Annotated in this window: 11 protein-coding genes; 9 read left to right on the forward strand and 2 right to left on the reverse strand. The window is 67.1% G+C overall.

Annotated features, from left to right (window positions below; genetic code table 11):
- The first annotated feature begins 59 nt into the window (after nucleotides 1–59).
- From pglX to ACFHWE_RS04645, 7 genes are all read left to right on the forward strand, one after another.
- Nucleotides 60–3,665: a BREX-2 system adenine-specific DNA-methyltransferase PglX gene (gene pglX, locus ACFHWE_RS04615; protein WP_416599339.1), complete on the forward strand. Its 3,606-nt coding sequence runs from the start codon at nucleotides 60–62 to the stop codon at nucleotides 3,663–3,665.
- Between the two features lie 67 nt (nucleotides 3,666–3,732).
- Nucleotides 3,733–7,629, forward strand: coding sequence for a BREX-2 system ATPase PglY (pglY, locus tag ACFHWE_RS04620; protein ID WP_416599340.1), 3,897 nt, complete (start codon nucleotides 3,733–3,735; stop codon nucleotides 7,627–7,629).
- Complete coding sequence (pglZ, locus tag ACFHWE_RS04625; RefSeq protein WP_416599341.1) at nucleotides 7,629–10,514, forward strand: BREX-2 system phosphatase PglZ; 2,886 nt, start codon at nucleotides 7,629–7,631, stop codon at nucleotides 10,512–10,514. The genes pglY and pglZ overlap by 1 nt, the downstream gene beginning before the upstream one ends.
- 23 nt (nucleotides 10,515–10,537) lie before the next feature.
- Entirely contained in the window at nucleotides 10,538–11,866 is a 1,329-nt protein-coding gene (gene brxD / locus ACFHWE_RS04630) for a BREX system ATP-binding protein BrxD (protein WP_416599342.1), read from the forward strand.
- Entirely contained in the window at nucleotides 11,867–14,002 is a 2,136-nt protein-coding gene (locus tag ACFHWE_RS04635; RefSeq protein WP_416599343.1) for a DEAD/DEAH box helicase, read from the forward strand.
- 188 nt (nucleotides 14,003–14,190) lie between these two features.
- Complete coding sequence (locus ACFHWE_RS04640; RefSeq protein ID WP_416599345.1) at nucleotides 14,191–14,652, forward strand: hypothetical protein; 462 nt, start codon at nucleotides 14,191–14,193, stop codon at nucleotides 14,650–14,652.
- A gap of 118 nt (nucleotides 14,653–14,770) precedes the next feature.
- Complete coding sequence (locus ACFHWE_RS04645; RefSeq protein ID WP_416599346.1) at nucleotides 14,771–16,249, forward strand: UvrD-helicase domain-containing protein; 1,479 nt, start codon at nucleotides 14,771–14,773, stop codon at nucleotides 16,247–16,249.
- Between the two features lie 767 nt (nucleotides 16,250–17,016).
- Here ACFHWE_RS04645 and ACFHWE_RS04650 read toward each other — a convergent pair.
- A complete protein-coding gene (locus tag ACFHWE_RS04650) occupies nucleotides 17,017–17,679 on the reverse strand; it encodes a hypothetical protein (RefSeq protein ID WP_416599347.1) in 663 nt (220 codons plus the stop codon).
- 250 nt (nucleotides 17,680–17,929) lie between these two features.
- On the opposite strand from ACFHWE_RS04650, the gene ACFHWE_RS04655 reads away from it, so the two are divergent.
- Both ACFHWE_RS04655 and ACFHWE_RS04660 read left to right on the forward strand, forming a co-directional pair.
- Nucleotides 17,930–18,298 (forward strand): helix-turn-helix domain-containing protein, encoded by a 369-nt coding sequence (locus tag ACFHWE_RS04655; RefSeq protein ID WP_416599348.1) that lies wholly within the window; start codon nucleotides 17,930–17,932, stop codon nucleotides 18,296–18,298.
- Entirely contained in the window at nucleotides 18,280–18,747 is a 468-nt protein-coding gene (locus tag ACFHWE_RS04660) for a hypothetical protein (protein ID WP_416599349.1), read from the forward strand. Before ACFHWE_RS04655 ends, ACFHWE_RS04660 begins: the two co-directional genes overlap by 19 nt.
- A 33-nt stretch (nucleotides 18,748–18,780) precedes the next feature.
- Here ACFHWE_RS04660 and ACFHWE_RS04665 read toward each other — a convergent pair whose 3' ends face one another.
- Nucleotides 18,781–18,990: a hypothetical protein gene (locus ACFHWE_RS04665; protein ID WP_416599350.1), complete on the reverse strand. Its 210-nt coding sequence runs from the start codon at nucleotides 18,988–18,990 to the stop codon at nucleotides 18,781–18,783.
- Between the last annotated feature and the right edge of the window lie 19 nt (nucleotides 18,991–19,009).

Consider the following 19,009-nt stretch of genomic DNA (forward strand, 5'->3'; position numbering starts at 1 on the left):
TGTGAGGCGGCGGGTCGGCTAGCCGGTCCGCGCGAGGTTGAAGGGCTGGGAGAGACCGCGTGGTTGACCAGAAGGCGTTGCTGGACGACCTGAAGCAGCAGGTCAGTGAGACCGAGTCCGACCTCGCCGCACAGGTGAAGGCGCTGCCTGAGGTCGCAGCAAGCCTGGATGCCGAGTACAAGACTGCGGCAAGGCTCAACCGGACCGCCGCGACGAAGAGCTCCTGGCTGACCGAACGCATCACCCAGGCCGCCGCCGCGTGGGTGCTGGGCACGGTGTTCATTCGGTTCGCCGAGGACAACCGGCTGATCCCCGAGCCGTATCTGACCGGACCCGACATCGAACGACGGGACCTGGCAGAGGCCCGGTACGGCGCGTACGTGGAGACCGACGAGGATCCCACCTACCGCGGTTGGTTGGAGAAGGCCTTCGAGGAGCTGGGCTCGGGGCACGTGGGTGAGTTGCTGTTCGACTCCAGGCACAACCCGCTGTTCCAGATTCCGCTCTCCCATGATGGTGCACGTAGCCTGGTGGAGTTCTGGCGTGAGCGAGACGCCGAGGGTGTGCTTGTCCATGACTTCACTGACCCGTTGAACGACGACGGAACCGAGGGCTGGGATACCCGGTTCCTGGGCGATCTGTACCAGGATCTGTCGGAGAACGCGCGCAAGGCGTATGCGTTGCTCCAGACTCCGGAGTTCGTAGAGGAGTTCATCCTCGATCGGACGATGGACCCTGCTGTGCGGGAGTTCGGCTACCAGGAACTGAAGATGATCGACCCGACGTGCGGGTCAGGCCACTTCGTGTTGGGTGCGTTCAGGCGTCTGGTGAAGCTGTGGGCCAAGGGCCAGCCGGGCCGTGACACGCACGAGCGGGTGCGTGCGGCGCTGGACTCGGTACACGGGGTGGACATCAACCCGTTCGCGGTGGCCATCGCCCGGTTCCGGTTGTTGGTGGCGGCCATGGCTGCGGCGGACATTCGAACCTTCGCTGAAGCGGGCAAGTACGACTGGCCGATCCACCTGGCGGTCGGTGACTCACTGATCAAAGCCCGGCAGCTCGAGCTAGCGCTGGAGTTGGAGGAATCCGGGGACTCGTTGGCGTCGTTCGCCTACGCGACAGAGGACGTCCACGAGCACAAGGGCATCCTGGAGCAGGGTCGATACCACGTGGTCGTGGGGAACCCGCCGTACATTCAGGTGGCTGACCCCAGTCTCAACAAGGCCTACCGCAGGTTGTACAAGGCCTGCGCTGGTGGATACGCATTGACAGTTCCTTTCGCGCAGCGGTTTTTCGAGCTGGCCAAGCAGGGTGACTCTGACGGTCGCGGCTATGGCATGGTAGGCCAGATCACCGCGAACTCCTTCATGAAGAGGGAGTTTGGAGCCAAGCTGATCGAGGACTACTTCGCCCACCAGGTCGAGTTGACCGAGGTCATTGACACCTCTGGGGCTTTTATTCCAGGACACGGAACCCCGACCGTCATTCTTGTCGGTAGGAGCCGTGCAGGCAAGGAGCGCTCGGGGACGATTCGAACCGTTCGTAGTGTCCAGGGGGAGCCGTCCACGCCCGACAACGCCGAGGATGGCCTGGTATGGCGCTCGATCGTAGAGCAAATCGATAACCCAGGATCCGTCAGCCAATGGATTTCCGTCGATGATCTTGACCACCGACGTTACTTCAGCAAGCAACCATGGATTCTAACCGATGGCGGATTGGAAATGGTGGAACAGATTCACCAATCTTCCACAGAGACGCTTAAGAATCGGACGGCCAGCATCGGCCGCACCACATCCACAGGGGCAGATGACATCTTCTTCTGGCCAGATGCAACGGCCGCCAAGAGGCGAAAGTTTGAAAATCGAATTCGCCCCATGATCGTGGGCGAAATCGTGCGAGACTTCATCTTTGGCGAGCCCATTCAGGTGAGCAATCCATACGCGAACCAGAGTCACTCTGAACTTCTGAGCGAGTCGGATCCGATTGCCGCCAAGCATCTTTGGCTGGATAGAACTCGACTGCAAAACCGGAAGATCTTTGGGAAGACCCTGAAGGAAAATGGTCGCGCCTGGTACGTGCACCTAGAAAACTACTCAAGCAAGCTAAAAAGCGACATTGGCATCGGCTTTGCCTTCGTTTCCTCGCACAACCATTTTACACTCGACCGAAGTGGCCGACTATTTAATCGAACCGCACCAGTAATCAAACTTCGAGAAGGGGCAAACGAAGAGGAGTTCCTGCGGTTGACTGGGCTCCTCAACAGCTCTACTGCCTGCTTTTGGCTCAAAATGGTGAGTCACGATAAGGGGAATCGAGGTGGTGAGCGGGGGACTGGACGGTACGCATGGGAGAGCTTCTATGAGTTCACTGGCACTAAGCTGGAGGAATTTCCCCTTCCGGCTGAGTACCCCACCGAGCTGGGCACCGCCCTGGACGCTCTCGCTCAGCAACTGACCGCTTCCAGCCCTTCCTCCGTGGCCTCCGACGGGGTTCCCACCGTTGCCGCTCTCCGCGAAGCTCGGGCTGCCTGGGAGTCCATCCGAAGGCAGATGATCTTCCTTCAGGAAGAACTCGACTGGCAGGTCTACTCCCTCTACAACCTGCATGACGAGGACCTGCGCGCCCCCGCTTCCGTCGACATCAGCGAGATCGCGCTCGGTGAGCGCGCCTTCGAGATCGTGCTCGCCCGCCGAGTCGCCGCTGCCGAGGCCTCCGACGAGTGGTTTAAGCGGCACCACGGCTCCACCCCCATCACGGAGATCCCTGCCCACTGGCCTGAGGCCTACCGCAAGGTCGTCCAAAAGCGCATCGGCGCCATGGAGTCCTCCCGCGCGATCGGCATGGTCGAGCGCCCCGAGTACAAGCGCCGCTGGGCCACCGACGGTTGGGATGCCCTCCAGGACAAGGCTCTGTGCTCCTGGCTGCTGGACCGTATGGAGGCTCGGGAGCTCTGGTACGACTACAACGATCAGCCCGCACTGCTCACCTTGTCGCAACTCGTTGACGCGCTCACGCTAGACGAGGACTTCGTCTCCGTCGCGCAGATCTACGCGCCCCGGCAGGAGTTGGCCGACCTGGTCGCGGACCTGATCACCGACGAGCATGTCCCCTTCATCTCCGCCCTGCGCTACAAGCCCACCGGCCTGCGCAAACGCGCTGACTGGGAGCAGACCTGGGAACTCCAGCGCCAAGAGGACGCGGCGCCTGACGAACCCGCCAAGCGAAAAATCCGCGCCAAGACCAAGGTCCCACCCAAGTACACCTCGGCCGACTTCCTGCGCCCCTCCTTCTGGAAGGCGCGCGGCAAGCTCGACGTGCCCAAGGAGCGCTTCATCTCCTACGGCTCAACCAACACCGCCACCCCCGACCTGTACGGCTGGGCGGGCTGGGACCACGCCGAACAGGCGCGAGCCTTGGCCGCGCACATCTCCGTCCAGGCCATGTCCGACGAGGAGATCGCCCCGTTCCTCGCCGGTCTGCTGGAGCTCCAGCCGTGGCTGGGACAATGGCACAGCGAGTTCGACGCCGCCTACGGAGGCTCCCCCGCCGCGTTCTTCTCCGGGTTCCGCCAGCAGAAGCAGGGCGAGCACGGCCTGACCGACGACAAACTGAAGGCCTGGCGCCCGCCGGCGGCCACCCGCGGCCGACGCGGCGCCAAGAAGTAACCGCCACCGCACGGCCCACCCGCTCCCCAGCCGAGCCAGCGCAAGCTAAGGAGAGGCGAACACCCCCATGGCACAGCAGCCCCTGCTCAGGGACGTCATCGACATCAAGGAGTCCATCTCCACCTCGGACTTCGTCCTGAGCCTTGCCGAGGCGACCACGCCCGAGGGCGCGGAGGCCGCGCTCAGGGACTACGTGGTCACCGACCGCCTGCGCGACAACTTCGACGAGGCCCTCGGCTACATCCGGGCCGCGCTGGAGGGGCGGACCTCGAAAGCGGTCTACCTGCACGGCTCGTTCGGCTCCGGTAAGTCGCACTTCATGGCCGTGCTGCACGCCCTGCTCACCAACCACCCGGCCGTGTGCTCCCGGGGCGACTTCGACCCGGTGCTGACCAAGCACGAGTGGCTCGCCTCCGATGGCCGCAAGTTCCTGCTGGTGCCCTACCACATGCTTGGGGCCAAGGCCATGGAACAGCGGGTGCTGGGCGACTACGTCAGGCACGTTCGGACGCTGCACCCAGACGCGCCGGTTCCGCAGGTGTACCGGACCGACGCCCTGTTCGACACCCTCCGCTCCCTGCGCGGGTCCATGGGCGACGCCATGTTCATCAAGACCCTCAGTGGCCCCGAGGACGAGGACGAGGAGTGGGAGGACGAGTCGTTCGAGTGGACACCCGAGCTGCTCGACACCGCTCTGAGCGCCCCGGAGGCCGCCAAGGGCGCCGAGCTGAACCTCGTCGACCCGTCCTCCCCCGCCGAACTGCGGGCCAGACTGGTCGACGACGCGAGCACCCGGCTGGTGACGGGGTTCGCCGACGACGCCGCCGAGAACGAGCACGGGTTCGTCTCCCTGGACCGGGGGCTGTCGGTCATCGCCGAGCACGCCAGGTCTCTGGGCTATGACGGGCTGGTCCTGTTTCTGGACGAGCTGATCCTGTGGCTGGCCGGTCTCCTGCACGACCAGAAGTTCCTGGCCCGTGAAGCCAACAAACTCAGTCTGTTCGTGGAGAGCGGGGACGCCCAGCGGGCCATCCCCATCGTCTCCTTCATCGCACGCCAACGCGACCTGCGCGAACTGCTCGGCGAGGAGGCGTTCGGCGCCGCCGAGCACGCTACCCAGGACATCATCGACCGGGCCTCGGGCCGGATCGATCCGATCAACCTGGAGGACCGCAACCTCCCGCAAATCACCCAGGCCCGTCTTCTGCAGCCCAGGGAGGGCAAGGCGCGCCTGATCGACGAGGCGTTCGAACGCACCAAGAGGGCCGGCGGCCCCCAGGTGTGGGACACCCTGCTGGGCTCGGACCAGAGCACCACCGGCGCCGACGAGGCGTCGTTCCGGCTGACCTACCCCTTTTCCCCCGCGTTCATGGACACCCTGGTGCACCTGTCCTCGGCGCTCCAGCGATCCCGTACCGGCCTGAAGGTGATGGGGCAGCTGCTGGCCGACCACCGTGACAGCCTGCGCCTGGGTGACCTGGTCGCGGTCGGCGACCTGTACCCGCTGATCGCCCAGGGCGGGGAGCGTCCGTTCACGGACAACCTGAAGTCGGTCTTCGAAGCCGCTGACAAGCTGTACCGGAACCAGATCCGCCCCTACCTGCTCAACACCTACAGCATCACCGACGACGACGTCGACCAGTACGCCAACCGGCCCGAGAGCATCGGCTCCCAAGACCTGAAAGGACGCTGCCGGGCCTTCTCCGGGGACAACCGCCTGGTCTGCACTCTGTTGCTGTCAGCTCTAGCGCCGAGCGCCCCAGCGCTCAACGACCTGACGATCCGCCGCCTGGCAGCGCTCAACCACGGATCGATCGTCTCCCCCCTGCCGGACGGCGAGGTGGGCATCGTCCAGAACAAGGTGGCCGAGTGGGCCGCCCGCTTCCCCGAGATCAAGGAAACGGGCACCACCACCAACCCTGGTGTCCGGTTGGAGCTGACCGGGGTCGACGTCAACTCGGTCGTGCAGAACGCCGACGTCAACGACAACGCGGGCAACCGGCGGGCTCTGGCCAAACGGCTGCTGGCCGAGGAGCTCGGGGTGGAGCGCGTCGACGGCCGCCTGGGCGCGGACGAGCTGCACCTGGTGTGGCGGGGCTCCCAGCGGACCGTGGAGGTCCTCTTCGGCAATGTCGCCGACAGCGACGAGCTGCCCGACCACGACATGCAGCCGCAGATGGAGAACCAGTGGCGGATCATCGTCGACCTGCCCTACGACGAGGAGGACCGGAACCCCGCCGACGACGTCAACCGGATCACCACTCTGCGGGAGAGGCAGGGGCAGGGAAGGGGTGAGCTGTCCCAGACGGTCGCCTGGATCCCCACCCACCTGTCCGCACAGCGGTGGGCGGACTTCCGTCGGCTCGTGAAGATCGACCGGGCTCTGGCCGACGACGCCAGGTTCGCCAACCAGTACGCCGCCCACCTGAACGCCGACAACAAGGAGCGCGCCAAGGGTCTGCTGCAGTCCCAGCGCAAAACGCTCCTACGCCAAGTCAAGGCGGCTTTCAAGCAGGCCTATGGGTTGGGCGACAAGCAGGCCGAGAACGTCACGCTGGGTTTTGACGACCACTTCCACGCCTTGCCAGACGTCGGCGGCCTGAAGGTCTCCATCGGGCAGTCGATGCGCGACGGCATCCGGCACATCGCGGGCAAGCTGCTGGCGCACCAGTTCCCCAAACACCCCGACTTCGACCCAGACGACAGCGGCAAGGCCGTGCGCACGGCCGACGCCAGGACGGTGTTCACCCACGTGCAGGCCGCCGCGAACAGCAACGAGCGCCGCGTCGAGGTCCCAGCCAAGGATCGCGCCGTCATGAAGCGCGTCGCCGAACCGCTCGGGCTCGGCCAGCAGAAAGAGGCCTACTTCGAGCTGTCCGGCCGCTGGGCCGAGCATTTCCGCGCCCGTGCCCGAGCCGAGGGCGAGACCGGTGACTTGAGCCTGACCCGCCTGACTGACTGGACCGACGTCCCCGAACCAATGGGGCTGGAGCCCTTCCTGACCGCGCTGGTGGCCGCCTCCTTCGGAGAGTACGACGACCGGGTGTGGGTGCGCGGGGGCGTGCCGTTGGACCCGGTCCCGGAACTGTCGCGGCTCCGGCCCAGTGACGCGCTGCGCGACCAACCCCGCCCCGCCAAGGAGGATTGGGACCGGGCCCGGGAGCGCTTCGAGGCGATCTTCGGGGAGAAGGCGCCCAGCATCCGGCGCGGCCGCATGGTCAACCACTTCGCCGGGCGGATCACGGCCAGGGGACGTGAGTTCCAAGGGCCGGCGGCGGACCTGGTTCGCAAGCTGGAGGAGCACGCGGCGTTCCTCGGCTTGGACGGCACCGAGGACAGCGACCGCATGGCACTGGCCAGGCGCGCTGTCGCGCTGCTCGACGAGCTGACCGATCGGGGACAGAGCGGGAGCGGCGCCGCCAAGCGAACGATCGAGGCGCTGGCACGATTCGACCTTGGTCCCGTCAGTGCCGACCGGTACGGCACCTCGATCAAGCAGGCGGACAAGGTCGCCCAGGCACTATCCGCAGCTTCCTGGGACGTGCTCAAGCTGGCGCGTGGGCAGGGCGCCGAGGGCGAGTCCCTCCTGGAGTCGCTGCGTGGTGTGGCCCGCGACGACCAGCGCACCGCCGACCTGGAAGCGGCCCTGGAACGGACGCGCCGCGAGGTGACCGCGCTGATCGAGCGCAACCAGAGGGAGGAGGTCCGCCCCGAGACCATGCGTCCCCGCCCACGCCCGGAGGATGTGGACCTGGGCGGCGAATCCAGCCACCCGCCAGTGCCTGACACCCTGGATGCCAGCAGTGGCCAGGACACGGGCTCCCGGACCGGAGCTGCCAGGCGCTCGGGCACCACACGCACTGCGGCCAGCGAGGCCGTCAGACGGTTGCAGAACGAACTGGCCGCGCTGGCCCAAGAGCAGCCCGGCGCCACCGTCGAGATCACCTGGCAGGTCGTGGACTGATGGACGCCACGACCGCCCCCGCTGCTCCCACCGCCCCCACCACGGTGCGGCTGACCACCGCGGCCCTCACCCAGTACCTGGCCTCGCAGTCGTCCCTACGTGAGGCGCTGGCCGGGAATGGCAGGCGCCGCGTGGTCTTGCTGCGTTCGGTACCGGAGTGGTCCGGGCCTCCGGAGCTGAACTGGAACGGCGGGCAGCGCGCCCGAGTCGCGGTGGCGCCCTCACCGCTGGCCGTGCACGAGCTGGTCCTGCGCCACCTTGAGGACTCCACCGACCCACGGGTGCTGGTGGTCCTCACCGACCGGGAACAGACCGAACTCGACCAAGGGCTGCTCGCCCGTGCGCACAAGCATCGCGTGGAGTCCGTAGACCGGTGGGACGTGGTGCGGGAGGCTTTCGGAGCTGAAAACATCGATCCCCGGCTCAAGGACGAGGACTGGGCCGCTGAGGCTCTGCTGGACGCCCGTCCTCCCGGCGGCTGGCCACAGCTCGCCGGGGGTGTCCTGTCCCGCCACTCGGCCCTGACAGCACTGGCGCTGCGACGGTTGCGGATCGGTGATGGGGTAGAGGCCGCGCTATCAGAGCACCGGGGAAACCTGGACGCGAACACGCTGCTGCGGTGGTCGTTGGTGCCGGGGGCGTCGGGACTCCTTTCGTCCCTGCGCAGCCCCGAGCGAAGGGGGCTGACCGCCTTCCTCGGCGAACCCGAGCAGGCCGGGAACGCTGGGAAGATCCTGATGTCGTTGGCGGTGGCCGGGCACGGGCCGGACGCGGTGGCCTTCGGCCTGGTGTGCTCGGCGTTGTGGAGCAGTGACCACGCCGCGGAGGCGGCCACCTACCGAGCGCGGGGCCGGGCCGAGCAGTGGCTCGGCGAGGAGCCACCCGCCGCGGGCGAGGCACTGGACGCGCTGTTCACCTCGTTCGGTGACACCTGCGCGACGTACACGGCCGTGCTACTCAAGGTCGGGCTCGGGGATAGGGAGAACGCACGTGAGGCGCTGCGGATCACCGGTCCCGTGCTGGACCGTGCCTCGCGCTTGGCGGACCAGTTCGGTGCCCGGGAAGCAGCCGCTCTCAGCCCGGTCATGAGGGAAGGGCTGGCCACGCGTTTCACCGCGGCGGGCAAAGCCCTGGCCGACGGTTCCCCCCTCGCGGTCGCGGCGGCCGTGGACAGCCTGGACGCGCACGAGCTCGCGCACGAGCCGACCTCCCGGGTTCGGATCGAGCGGGTCCGGATGGGGCAGCGCCTCTCCCGGTGGCTGGCCACGAACCCTTCCCCTGAGACCGGGTTCGTCGCCGCCGGTGTGGAGCGCCAGATCACCGATACCGGATGGGTGGACAGGGCCCTGGACCATATCGAGGCTGGCGGCGATGACGATCCGGAGCTGCGGGAGGCCTACTCCCGGCTGGGCGAGCGCGTCCGGGAACGGCTGCACGGGATCAACCGCTCCTTCGCACGGTCTCTGGCCACGTGGACGGCCGCGGGGACCGATCCCGGCTCAATGCTGACCGTGGAGACCTTCCTGGAGCGGGTGGTCGGACCTGTGGTGGCGCACCGGGACGGACACCGGGTCCTGCTTCTGCTCCTGGACGGTATGAGCGCGGCGATCGCCACGGAGCTGGCCGAGGTGATGCGGCGCACGTGGGCCGAGTACGATCCTGTGCCTGATGATGCCGAGGCCTCCCCGCGCAGGCGCGGTATGGCCGCGGCTCTGCCAACGCTCACCGCGGTGTCGCGCACCTCGCTGTTCGCCGGGCGTCTGGTGAAAGGTGCCCAGGCCGACGAGCGCAGACTGTTCCCCCAGCACCGGTTCTGGCGGGGCGCGCCAGCGGCCGTCTTCCACAAGGATGAGCTGCGTGCCCCGGACACAGGGGACATGTTCGGGGCGGGGCTGGACGAGGCGCTCGCCGACGAGCACACGCACGTGGCGGTGGTGCTCAACACCATCGACGACCGGCTCGCCAAGGAGCAGAAGCTTGGTGACGGTGCTTGGCGCCTGTCCGACATCGGCAAGCTGGAGAGTCTTCTGAGGGTGGCCTCCGAACAGGGCATGGCCGTCATCGTCACCAGCGACCACGGGCATGTGGTGGACCGCCACGGCGTCGCCGTCGCCGCTGACACGGCTGCCTCGGCCCGCCACCGTGAGCCCGGCGGGCTGATTCAGGAGAGCGAGATCGCCCTGTCCGGGCGCCGGGTTGTGTGGCCGGAGCCTGGCGCGGACATCGTCGCCCTGTGGGACGCCGACTCCCGGTACACCTCCCAGAAGGCCGGGTACCACGGCGGCGCCTCCCCCGCCGAATTCACCATCCCTGTCCTGGCGTTCCTGCCCTTTGGCGCCGAACCGCCGAAGGGGTGGCGGGAGCTCGGCGACCAGCATCCGGGGTGGTGGTCGGCGGACTCCGAGCGGCGGGAGGAGGCAGCGCTTCGGATCGAAGACACGGGAACGGGGACTCGTCCGGCTCGCAGGCGTGCCAAGGAGACACCGGTCGACCGGGACCAGAGCGCGCTGTTCGAGGTGGCCGCGCCCGCTCCCGCCAGTCCGGGCGAAGGTCCCGGGCTTCCCTCGCTCAGGGAGGATCTGGCCGTCCGGCTCATGGCGACCGAGACCTTCCAGGCCCAGGTGGAGTTGCTCGCGCGCAGGCCCAACAAGGCCACCATGGACCGGATCGAGCAGGCCGTGGCGATCCTGGTAGAGGTCGGGACCCTGCCCACCACCGCCCTGGCCCAGCGCGTCGGCCACCCCCAGGCCCGAGCGGACGGGTTCTCCGCGATCCTGCGCCAACTGCTCAACTACGACGGTGTCCAGGTCCTGGAGACTCTCCCGGACGGACGTACGCTGCGGCTGCACACCGCGTTGCTGCGCGACCAGTTCGAGCTGCGGTAACGGACCGTGCGAAAGTGGAGAGTGTGAGTACCGCAGGAACATCCCGCCCCCAGCAGGTCAGCGTGGCACGCCGCCGCGGCGTGGTCGACGCGCTACGGCGCGGTGCCGTGCCCGAGAGCGGCCTTGACCTGCTCGCCACCGGACTGGACCGGTTCGAGCAGGCCCTCGACGAGGACCTGGACACGGTGATCTCGGGCGAATCGGTGTTCAAGGCGGTGCGCGGTGAGTACGGGTCCGGCAAGACCTTCTTCACCCGCTGGCTGGGCGAGCGCGCTAAGCGCCGCAACCTCGCCGTCTGCGAAATCCAGGTGTCGGAGACCGAAACACCCCTGCACAAGCTGGAGACGGTCTACCGGCGGATGACCGAACGGCTGACCACCTCCAGTTTCCCGCCGAGCGCGCTGCGCCCGGTGGTGGACGCCTGGTTCTACGCGCTGGAGGAGGATGCCCTCGCCGACGGAGCAGGTGAGGACGAACTGCCATCGGCGGTGGAGAAGCTGCTCACCTCCCGCCTCACAGAAGTGTCGCGGCACGCGCCGTCATTCGCGACCGCACTGCGCGGTTACAGGGCCGCACTCGCTGACGGCGACGACGCGACCGCCGCAGCGGTCCTGTCCTGGCTCGGCGGGCAGCCGCACGTGGCCGCCGCGGCGCGCCGGGCGGCCGGTGTGCGCGGGAATCTCGACCACTTCGGTGCGCTCGGCTTCCTCCAGGGGCTGCTGACCGTGCTGCGCGACAGCGGACACCCTGGTCTGCTCGTGGTCTTGGACGAGGTGGAGACCCTCCAACGGGTGCGCTCCGATGCCCGGGACAAGGCCCTCAACGCGTTGCGCCAGCTCATCGACGAGGTGCACTCCGGACGTTTCCCCGGCCTGTACCTGGTGATCACGGGGACGCCGGCGTTCTATGACGGGCAGCAGGGGGTGCAGCGGCTGGCCCCCCTGGCCCAGCGTCTGGCCACGGACTTCAATACCGACCCCCGGTTCGACAACCCCCGCGCACCACAGATCCGCCTGCCCGGGTTCACCATCGACTCCCTGGTAGGACTCGGGGTCACCATCCGAGATCTGTACGCGGAGGGTTCCCCGGTGCCCGACCGTGTCAAGAACGTGGCTGACGACGTCTACATCGCCGACCTGGCCCGGGCGGTGGGCGGGGCTCTGGGCGGCAAGGTGGGGGTCGCGCCCAGGCTGTTCCTGAAGAAGCTCGTCGGGGACGTGCTGGACCGGGTCGACCAGTTCGAGGACTTCGACCCCCGTCAGCACTACAAGCTGACCGTGTCGACCACCGAACTCACCGAGACCGAACGCAACCTGGCCGCCTCGGCCGACGATATCGACCTGGACGTGTAGATGGCTCCACCGGGCCGCCCCGATCCGCTGGACCGGCTCGACCCGGTCGTGCTGCACCACATCGTCAACACGCTGGGTTGGCCGGACCTGCGGCCCCTGCAGCGGGCCGCCGTCGACCCGCTCATGGACGGTGACGATGCCGTCCTGCTCGCCCCGACTGCGGGTGGCAAGACCGAGGCCGCGTGCTTCCCGTTACTGTCCGCCATGAGCGGGCGGGGGTGGACCGGGGTGTCGGTGCTGTACCTGTGCCCCCTCAAGGCACTGCTGAACAACCTCGTCAGCCGGGTGGACTCCTACGCCCAGTGGCTCGGACGCCGGGCCGAACTCTGGCACGGGGACACCGGTCAGGCGCAACGGCGTCGACTCCGCGCCAGTCCGCCCGACATCCTGCTCACCACTCCCGAGTCGCTCGAGGCCATGCTCATCGGGACGACCACCGACCACGACCACCTGCTGGGGGGCGTACGCGCGGTAGTCGTGGACGAGGTGCACGCCTTCGCGGGCGACGACCGGGGGTGGCACCTGCTGGCCGTGCTGGAACGGTTGGAGCGCGTCAGCGCGCGCCCCATTCAGCGTGTGGGCCTGTCGGCGACCGTGGGCAACCCGGAGCACCTGCTCACCTGGTTGCAGGGAGCGAGTGCCGGTGAACGCCCTGGGGTAGTGGTGGCACCGGAGGTCGCGGCAACCCGCGGCGCTGCCCGCCCCGCCGGTGAAGTGGAGCTCGACTACGTGGGGTCGCTCGACAACGCCGCGAAGCTGATCGCGGCGCTGCACCAGGGCGAGAAACGGCTCGTGTTCTGTGACTCCCGGCGGCAGGTGGAGGAGCTGGGGGCTGCTCTGCGCGCCCGCGACGTGACCGTGTTCCTGTCCCACGCCTCGTTGTCGGCCTTCGAGCGCGCCCGGTCGGAGCAGGCGTTCGCGGAGGCCCGGGACTGCGTCATCGTCTCCACCTCCACGCTCGAACTGGGGATCGACGTGGGGGATCTGGACCGGGTGATCCAGATCGACTCGCCCGACACCGTCGCGTCGTTCCTTCAGCGCATCGGGCGCACCGGACGACGGCCGGGGTCCATATGCAACTGTCTGTTCCTGGCCACCCGCAAGGAGAGTCTGCTCCAGGCCGCGGCCCTGCTGCTCCTGTGGGAGCGCGGCTGGGTGGAGCCGGTCACCGCGCCGCCCGAGCCGCGCCACCTGGTGGCGCAACAGCTCCTCGCCCTCACCCTTCAAAAGCACCGGATCGGCGACCACCTGTGGTTTGAGGAGTGGAACGGACTGGCGCCCTTCGACAGCTCCGCGGCACCCATCTTGAAGCACATGATCGATGAGGGATTCCTCGACTCCGACGACGGGATGCTGTTCGTCGGCCCAGAGGCCGAGCGCCGCTTCGGGCAGCGCCACTTCATCGAGCTGACCGCCTCCTTCACCGCGCCGCCCCAGTTCACCGTGCTCTCGGGCCGCCAGGAGATCGGGCGGACCGACACCACCGTGCTGACCGAGGAGCGCCAGGGGCCACGGCTTCTGCTACTCGGTGGACGGAGCTGGCGGGTGACCTACATCGACTGGACACGCCGTAGAGCCTTCGTCGAACCAGCCGACGGCGGGGGCGTGGCCAAGTGGACCACCGGCGGGATCTCCGGACTGTCCCACACGCTGACGCGCGCCATGCGCGAGGTGCTACTGGGCACCGACCCCTCGGTGACGCTCACCCGCCGGGCCCAGAGCGCCCTGGCCGCATGGCGCCAGGGCGAGGCACCCAACATCGTGCACCCCGGCGGAACACTGCTGACTCGAGAGGGCGACGGCGTGCGCTGGTGGACCTGGGCCGGTTACCGCGCCAACGCCACCCTCGCCGCCACGCTGTCATCGGTCGCCGACCCCGTCCAGCGTCCAACGGATCTGTCCGTGCGACTGCGTGGGGACTTGACGGCCTCCGCGTGGAACAAGGCCCGCAGGGATGCGGAGGCGAGTGGCTCGCTGGTCCTGCCCGACGTCGACCCACGTGCGGTCCGAGGCCTGAAGTTCGCCTCTGTCCTGCCCGAACGGCTGGCGGTGGCGACCGTCGCGGCACGGCTCGCCGACTTCGGCGGAGCCCGTGCGCTGCTCAACGAACCGGTACGCCTACAGATCTCCTCGTGACACCTGGCGGTGTCGGCGTGGATGTTGGCCGCCTCGGCTCCGGCTCGGATCAGGACGTCGACCTGGTGGGCGGGGTTCTGCTCGGGGGTGGAGACGCGAGCGTAGCCGTAGGAACCATCTGCAAGATGGCTGATTTCAGCGTGAGCACATTATTGCGATCATCGTAAATCTATGCTTCAATCGCACGCATGGTGAGTCATGACATCTACGCCGCCCTCGCGGCGATCCTGCACCCGATGCCGCCCACCCCGCCGCGTGAGGAGTTCTCCTCCGACGCGGACTACGAGTTCTACATGGAGGGCCACCAAGCGCACCTGGAGATGGTGGCCCGCGACCGCGAACAGACCGCCGAGGAACTCCAGATCAGCGCGGAGGAGCTGGGGGAGGACCCTGTCCTGCGTGCCCTGGCCCAGCAGCGTGCGATCAAGGAAGAGGCCGAGGCCAAGATCCGCATGCTGATTGCCTACGCGCGCGAGTTCACCGTCCCGCGCCCCTACACCCTCTCGGTGTTGGCCAACGCCGCCGGGTTCAAATCACCCTCAGGGGTGCGCACCTCCTATGACTTGCGCACCGCTGCTGACGTCGCCGACCGCACAGGGCTCAAGCCCCGCAACTGGCAGGCCGACGACAACGCCTCCACCGACTCCTGACGCCCTGGTTGGCAGCGGTGCGCGCCCTCGGCGCGGGCCGCCACCGATCAATTGTCATAGCCGAGTGTCATCATCCGAATGCGCTATGAAGCCGCCACCCCTGGGATGAGGAGTACACGTGCTAGCACCGACCGCTGAGCAAGAAGCCGCCACCGCTGCCTTCCGCAACGGGGACAACCTGGTCCTCCAGGCCGGCGCCGGGACCGGCAAGACCACCACATTGACGATGCTGGCCTCCAGCACACACCGCGACGGCCTGTACATGGCGTTCAACCGCTCCATCGCCCACGCCGCACGTCGCGCGTTCGGGTCCAATGTCGAGTGCCGCACCGCGCACTCGCTGGCCTATCAGGAAGTCGGCCACCGATACTCCGGCCGGATGAAGACGGCCAGGGTGCCGAGCTGGAAGACCGGGGTCGCGTTGGGTATCGCGGTCAACATGACGGTACGCATCGGCGAGCGCAAGGTCACCAACAAGGCGCTGTCCTCAGCAGCACTGCACACGGTGACCCGCTACTGCCAGTCCGCCGACCGGGAGATCCTGCCCCGCCACGTGCCCTACTTGCGCGGCCTCGAAGCCGAGCACCTGCACGCCCAACTCATCGACATCGTCCTGCCCTACGCCCGCAAAGCCTGGTCCGACCTGCAAAACCCCGACGAGGGCGCCGTCCGCTTCGCCCACGACCACTACCTGAAGATGTGGGCCCTCACCGACCCCCACCTGCCCACCGATTTCCTCCTCCTGGACGAAGCCCAGGACACCAACCCGGTGGTCGAGAAGATCTTCAACGACCAGCGCGGCCACGCCCAGCTCGTCATGGTCGGCGACTCGGCCCAGGCCATCTACGGATGGCGGGGCGCCCGCGACGTCATGTCCGGTTTCGACGGCACCCAGCTGGGCCTGTCGCAGTCCTTCCGCTTCGGCCCCGACCTGGCGCGAGAGGCCAACCGGTGGCTGTCTATCGTCGACGCGCCCATCCGCCTGAGCGGGACGTCGGCGCTGGCCAGCGAACTGAGCGAGGTGGAGCGCCCCGACGCGATCTTGTGCCGGTCCAACTTCGGTGCGATGGCTGAGGTCATGGCCCTGCTCGAAGCGGGCAAGAGGGTGGCACTGGTCGGTGGCGGGGACGCGCTGGCCAAGATCGCCACAGCCGCCCAAGCGTTGAAGGAGGGCAAGCGCAGTTGGCATCCGGAGCTGATGCTGTTCGAGTCCTGGGGCGACCTGCAGGAGTACGCCGAGTACGACCCCGCTGGCCGCGATCTGCTGCCGCTGGTCGACCTGGTAGACGAACACGGCACCGACGTCCTTTTGGACGCGATCTCCCGCCTGGTCGAGGAACGCGCAGCCGAGATCGTCGTTTCGACCGCGCACAAAGCGAAGGGTCGGGAGTGGGCCAGCGTGCGTATCGGCGCTGACTTCGCCGACACCGAACCCGAAGACGAAGAGGACGACGACGGCCAGCTCTACTGGGGCCAGATCGACGAAGCCGAGGCGCGCCTGGCCTACGTGGCGGTGACCCGAGCCCGCCACCAGCTCGACGTGGGCGGGCTGTCCTGGATCAACGAGCACCCCGACGGCGACCAGACCCAGGGCTGACAAGGGACGATCCCGGTTTCGGCCGTACCTTGTAACCGAACGCTATTTCATCGGATGAAGCCTGCGACTGGTCTGCACACCCAATCCAAGGGCCTGTTGAGCAGGGTCCCCCGTAGCGGTCGCAGGCGGGGATGGTGAGCCTATCGCGCATGGATTTCTCCAAAGCCCCCTTCCCACCAGGGCTTTCCCGCTACCGTTTCATCAGATGAAGGAACCCTTCACCTGATGTAAGCGGCGGAGAGTGAGAACGGATGAGCCGAGACGCCCTCGCGCCGGGATCGGCGGGCCTTCACCTGGTGGGCGGGCTGCCCCTGCTGGGGGACGGACAAGGTAGGGCCGGAGAGGGCAAGGGGCTTTCATCAAATAAAGGGTTCCTTCGTCAGATGAAGCCGGGACCAGCATTAACTACGCTGGTAACCGCAGTCACCGGGGGCCAGAACCGGAAGATACCGGGACGAACCGCACCCGATCACTAGGCCACCCCGAACGAGCAACTTAGTTTACCCCTAGCCTGCGGAAACGTCGGCCCATTGCCCCTTTTTAGCTTATCTTGTCCGTCCCCTGCTGGAGGAGATGCGCCGCCTGTGGGAGCGCACCGAAGCGGCGGCGTTCGCCGCCGCCCGCAACCCCGACGCCCCCGGAGGGCAGGCGTCCTGAGCCCAAATCGGCGCGGTACACGGGATCACCCGCCAAGTCGCCCACCTACGCGGACGCTCCCGCCAGGGCAGGGCCCCGCCCGACTGCCCAAGACCCGTTGAGGGCTCGGATCACGAAATTTGGTTCACGAAGTAACCGATAATTCCACCCAGCACCAGGCTCACGGTGATGGAAACGGCGTTGGAGATGTAAGTGATGCGATGCCGTTCCCAATGCGTAGGGCGTTGTGCACGGTACTCATTGATGATGCTCGTCTTCCAGTGCCTAGAAGCAATCTTCCAGATAAAAAGGCATGGCCAGAAGCTGATTCCAATTGCCCCTACACCCCTGATGAGAACCGCGTACTCCATGTCTGGATAAGGCAGGAAGAACGCCCCCATGGCCAGCACCACAAAGAGTACGAATATCGCCACTGAAACATGCTCCCTGGCCTCCGCAGCCAATCGCTTGCGGCGGGGCCTGCAGATGTCTTCCACTTGTGCACGAAGTCCGTGGGACCGCTGATCAGGGCTAATAATCTCGATGGAGCACGCCCCTTCGCCATGGTATCGGGCCTCTCCGAGGTTGAGCGTGACCTCGGAGCTTTTATTGGCCGCCTTGATGACGACGGACTCCAGCTTCTCTGGAACATCGGGCGGCAGTTCAGAGAAATCTTCTGGCTCGGTGAGATTGGCAATGCGATTGACGGTCGCATCAACGCTATCCCCGCCGAAATCCTTCATTGCCCGCATGAGGGCTTCAAGGTCATCCCTGTAGATATTCAGGTAGCCCAAACTATAGGTTTTCGAATTTTTCCGATGCGTTCGATTGCCATGCGTACATCATCGTGGATAGCGGTGACCGAACGTCTCCTGTGACTTCGGCTGGCCTCGCGCTACCCTGGTGGCCAGGCCCCGCTCCTGATCCGCTGCCGGATCGCCCAGTGCGGCGCCACCGTTCGCGAGATCGCCGACCTGCTGGGCATATCCACCCTCACCACCTGGACGCGACTCCTTCCGCCGTCTGCCCGACCTGCCCACGCGGGTGTTCGTCGACCTGGCCCGCCGGTTGGACCTGCAACCCGCCGACCCGGTCCCGGATCTGGACGCTGCCCGTGCCTCGGGCAAACGCCTGGGGCGGCCCACGGCGATGACCCCAGAGCAGATCCGCCACGCCCGCGACCTGCTGACCCGTCCCGACAACCCGGTGGCCTCGATCGCCCGCCTGCTCGGAGTGTCCCGGTCAACCCTGTACAAGCACGTGCCGGAGCTGTCCAGCGGCCGCCGAACCACCACGTCGATCCCAACCTCTGAGGAAACCCCGATGACGATCATCCCCCGCGCTACGCCGACGCCACCACCACACTGGTCGAGGCGGATCAGTGGTGCGACTCGGTGCTCAACGGCGCCATGACACGGCTGCTGCTGGGCCCGATCTGGAGTGGTAAGACCCACCACGCCTACGCCATGCTCAAACGGATCCTGGACGCCGGATACCCGCCCAACAACATCAGCGTGCACGAGTCCTACCACCTCGTCTACGGGAACGACTACAAGCCGAGGGACTTCGAGGCTGGCACCCCGGTCACCTTCATCGACGGCCTCACCAACCGGGTCGACAACAGGGTCGGAGTCACTACGGAACGCGCCGTGGAGGACCCGATGGTCCAGTCGGTGATGGCCGCTGGCCAGGGCGCGCTGATCGACGCCGTCGACCGGCTCGTCTCCCGGGCCGATGCCTCCTGGATTGCTTGTGCGTCGGGGAAGGAGGCACTGGCCGCCTGCTTGGGCGGAGACATCGCGGAGCAGCTGATCACCAGCGCGCACTTGGTGGTCGAACTTCCGCCTCGCCCGCTGCCCTGAACCGGCCATGGGTCCTGCGCGTTACAGCTCTTCTCACTTGGTGCCCTCCTCCGATCGGCCACGCCCTCGGCGGGGGAGCAGCAGGAGAAGGACCTCCTTGGCAGCTTTGCGGCGAACCGGTTTGGAGGAGAACACAGCGGTGAGCGCCAACGTCGTGACCAGGAATCCGTAAACGAAAGCAAGCAGGCCAGCGCCAGAGGCGTATTGAGCGATGTCGTTGAGCATCGGCAGGGCGGCTGCCACGAGATCTCCGTCAGCGTCC

This window comes from Nocardiopsis sp. LOL_012, from assembly GCF_048060475.1.
Lineage (GTDB): Bacteria > Actinomycetota > Actinomycetes > Streptosporangiales > Streptosporangiaceae > Nocardiopsis.

What these genes read in the sequence shown, in the direction of transcription:
- ACFHWE_RS04635 (WP_416599343.1), top strand. Translation starts at nt 11,867, where the DNA reads ATGGCTCCACCGGGCCGCCCCGATCCGCTGGACCGGCTCGACCCGGTC.
- pglZ (WP_416599341.1), top strand. Translation starts at nt 7,629, where the DNA reads ATGGACGCCACGACCGCCCCCGCTGCTCCCACCGCCCCCACCACGGTG.
- ACFHWE_RS04640 (WP_416599345.1), top strand. Translation starts at nt 14,191, where the DNA reads ATGGTGAGTCATGACATCTACGCCGCCCTCGCGGCGATCCTGCACCCG.
- pglY (WP_416599340.1), top strand. Translation starts at nt 3,733, where the DNA reads ATGGCACAGCAGCCCCTGCTCAGGGACGTCATCGACATCAAGGAGTCC.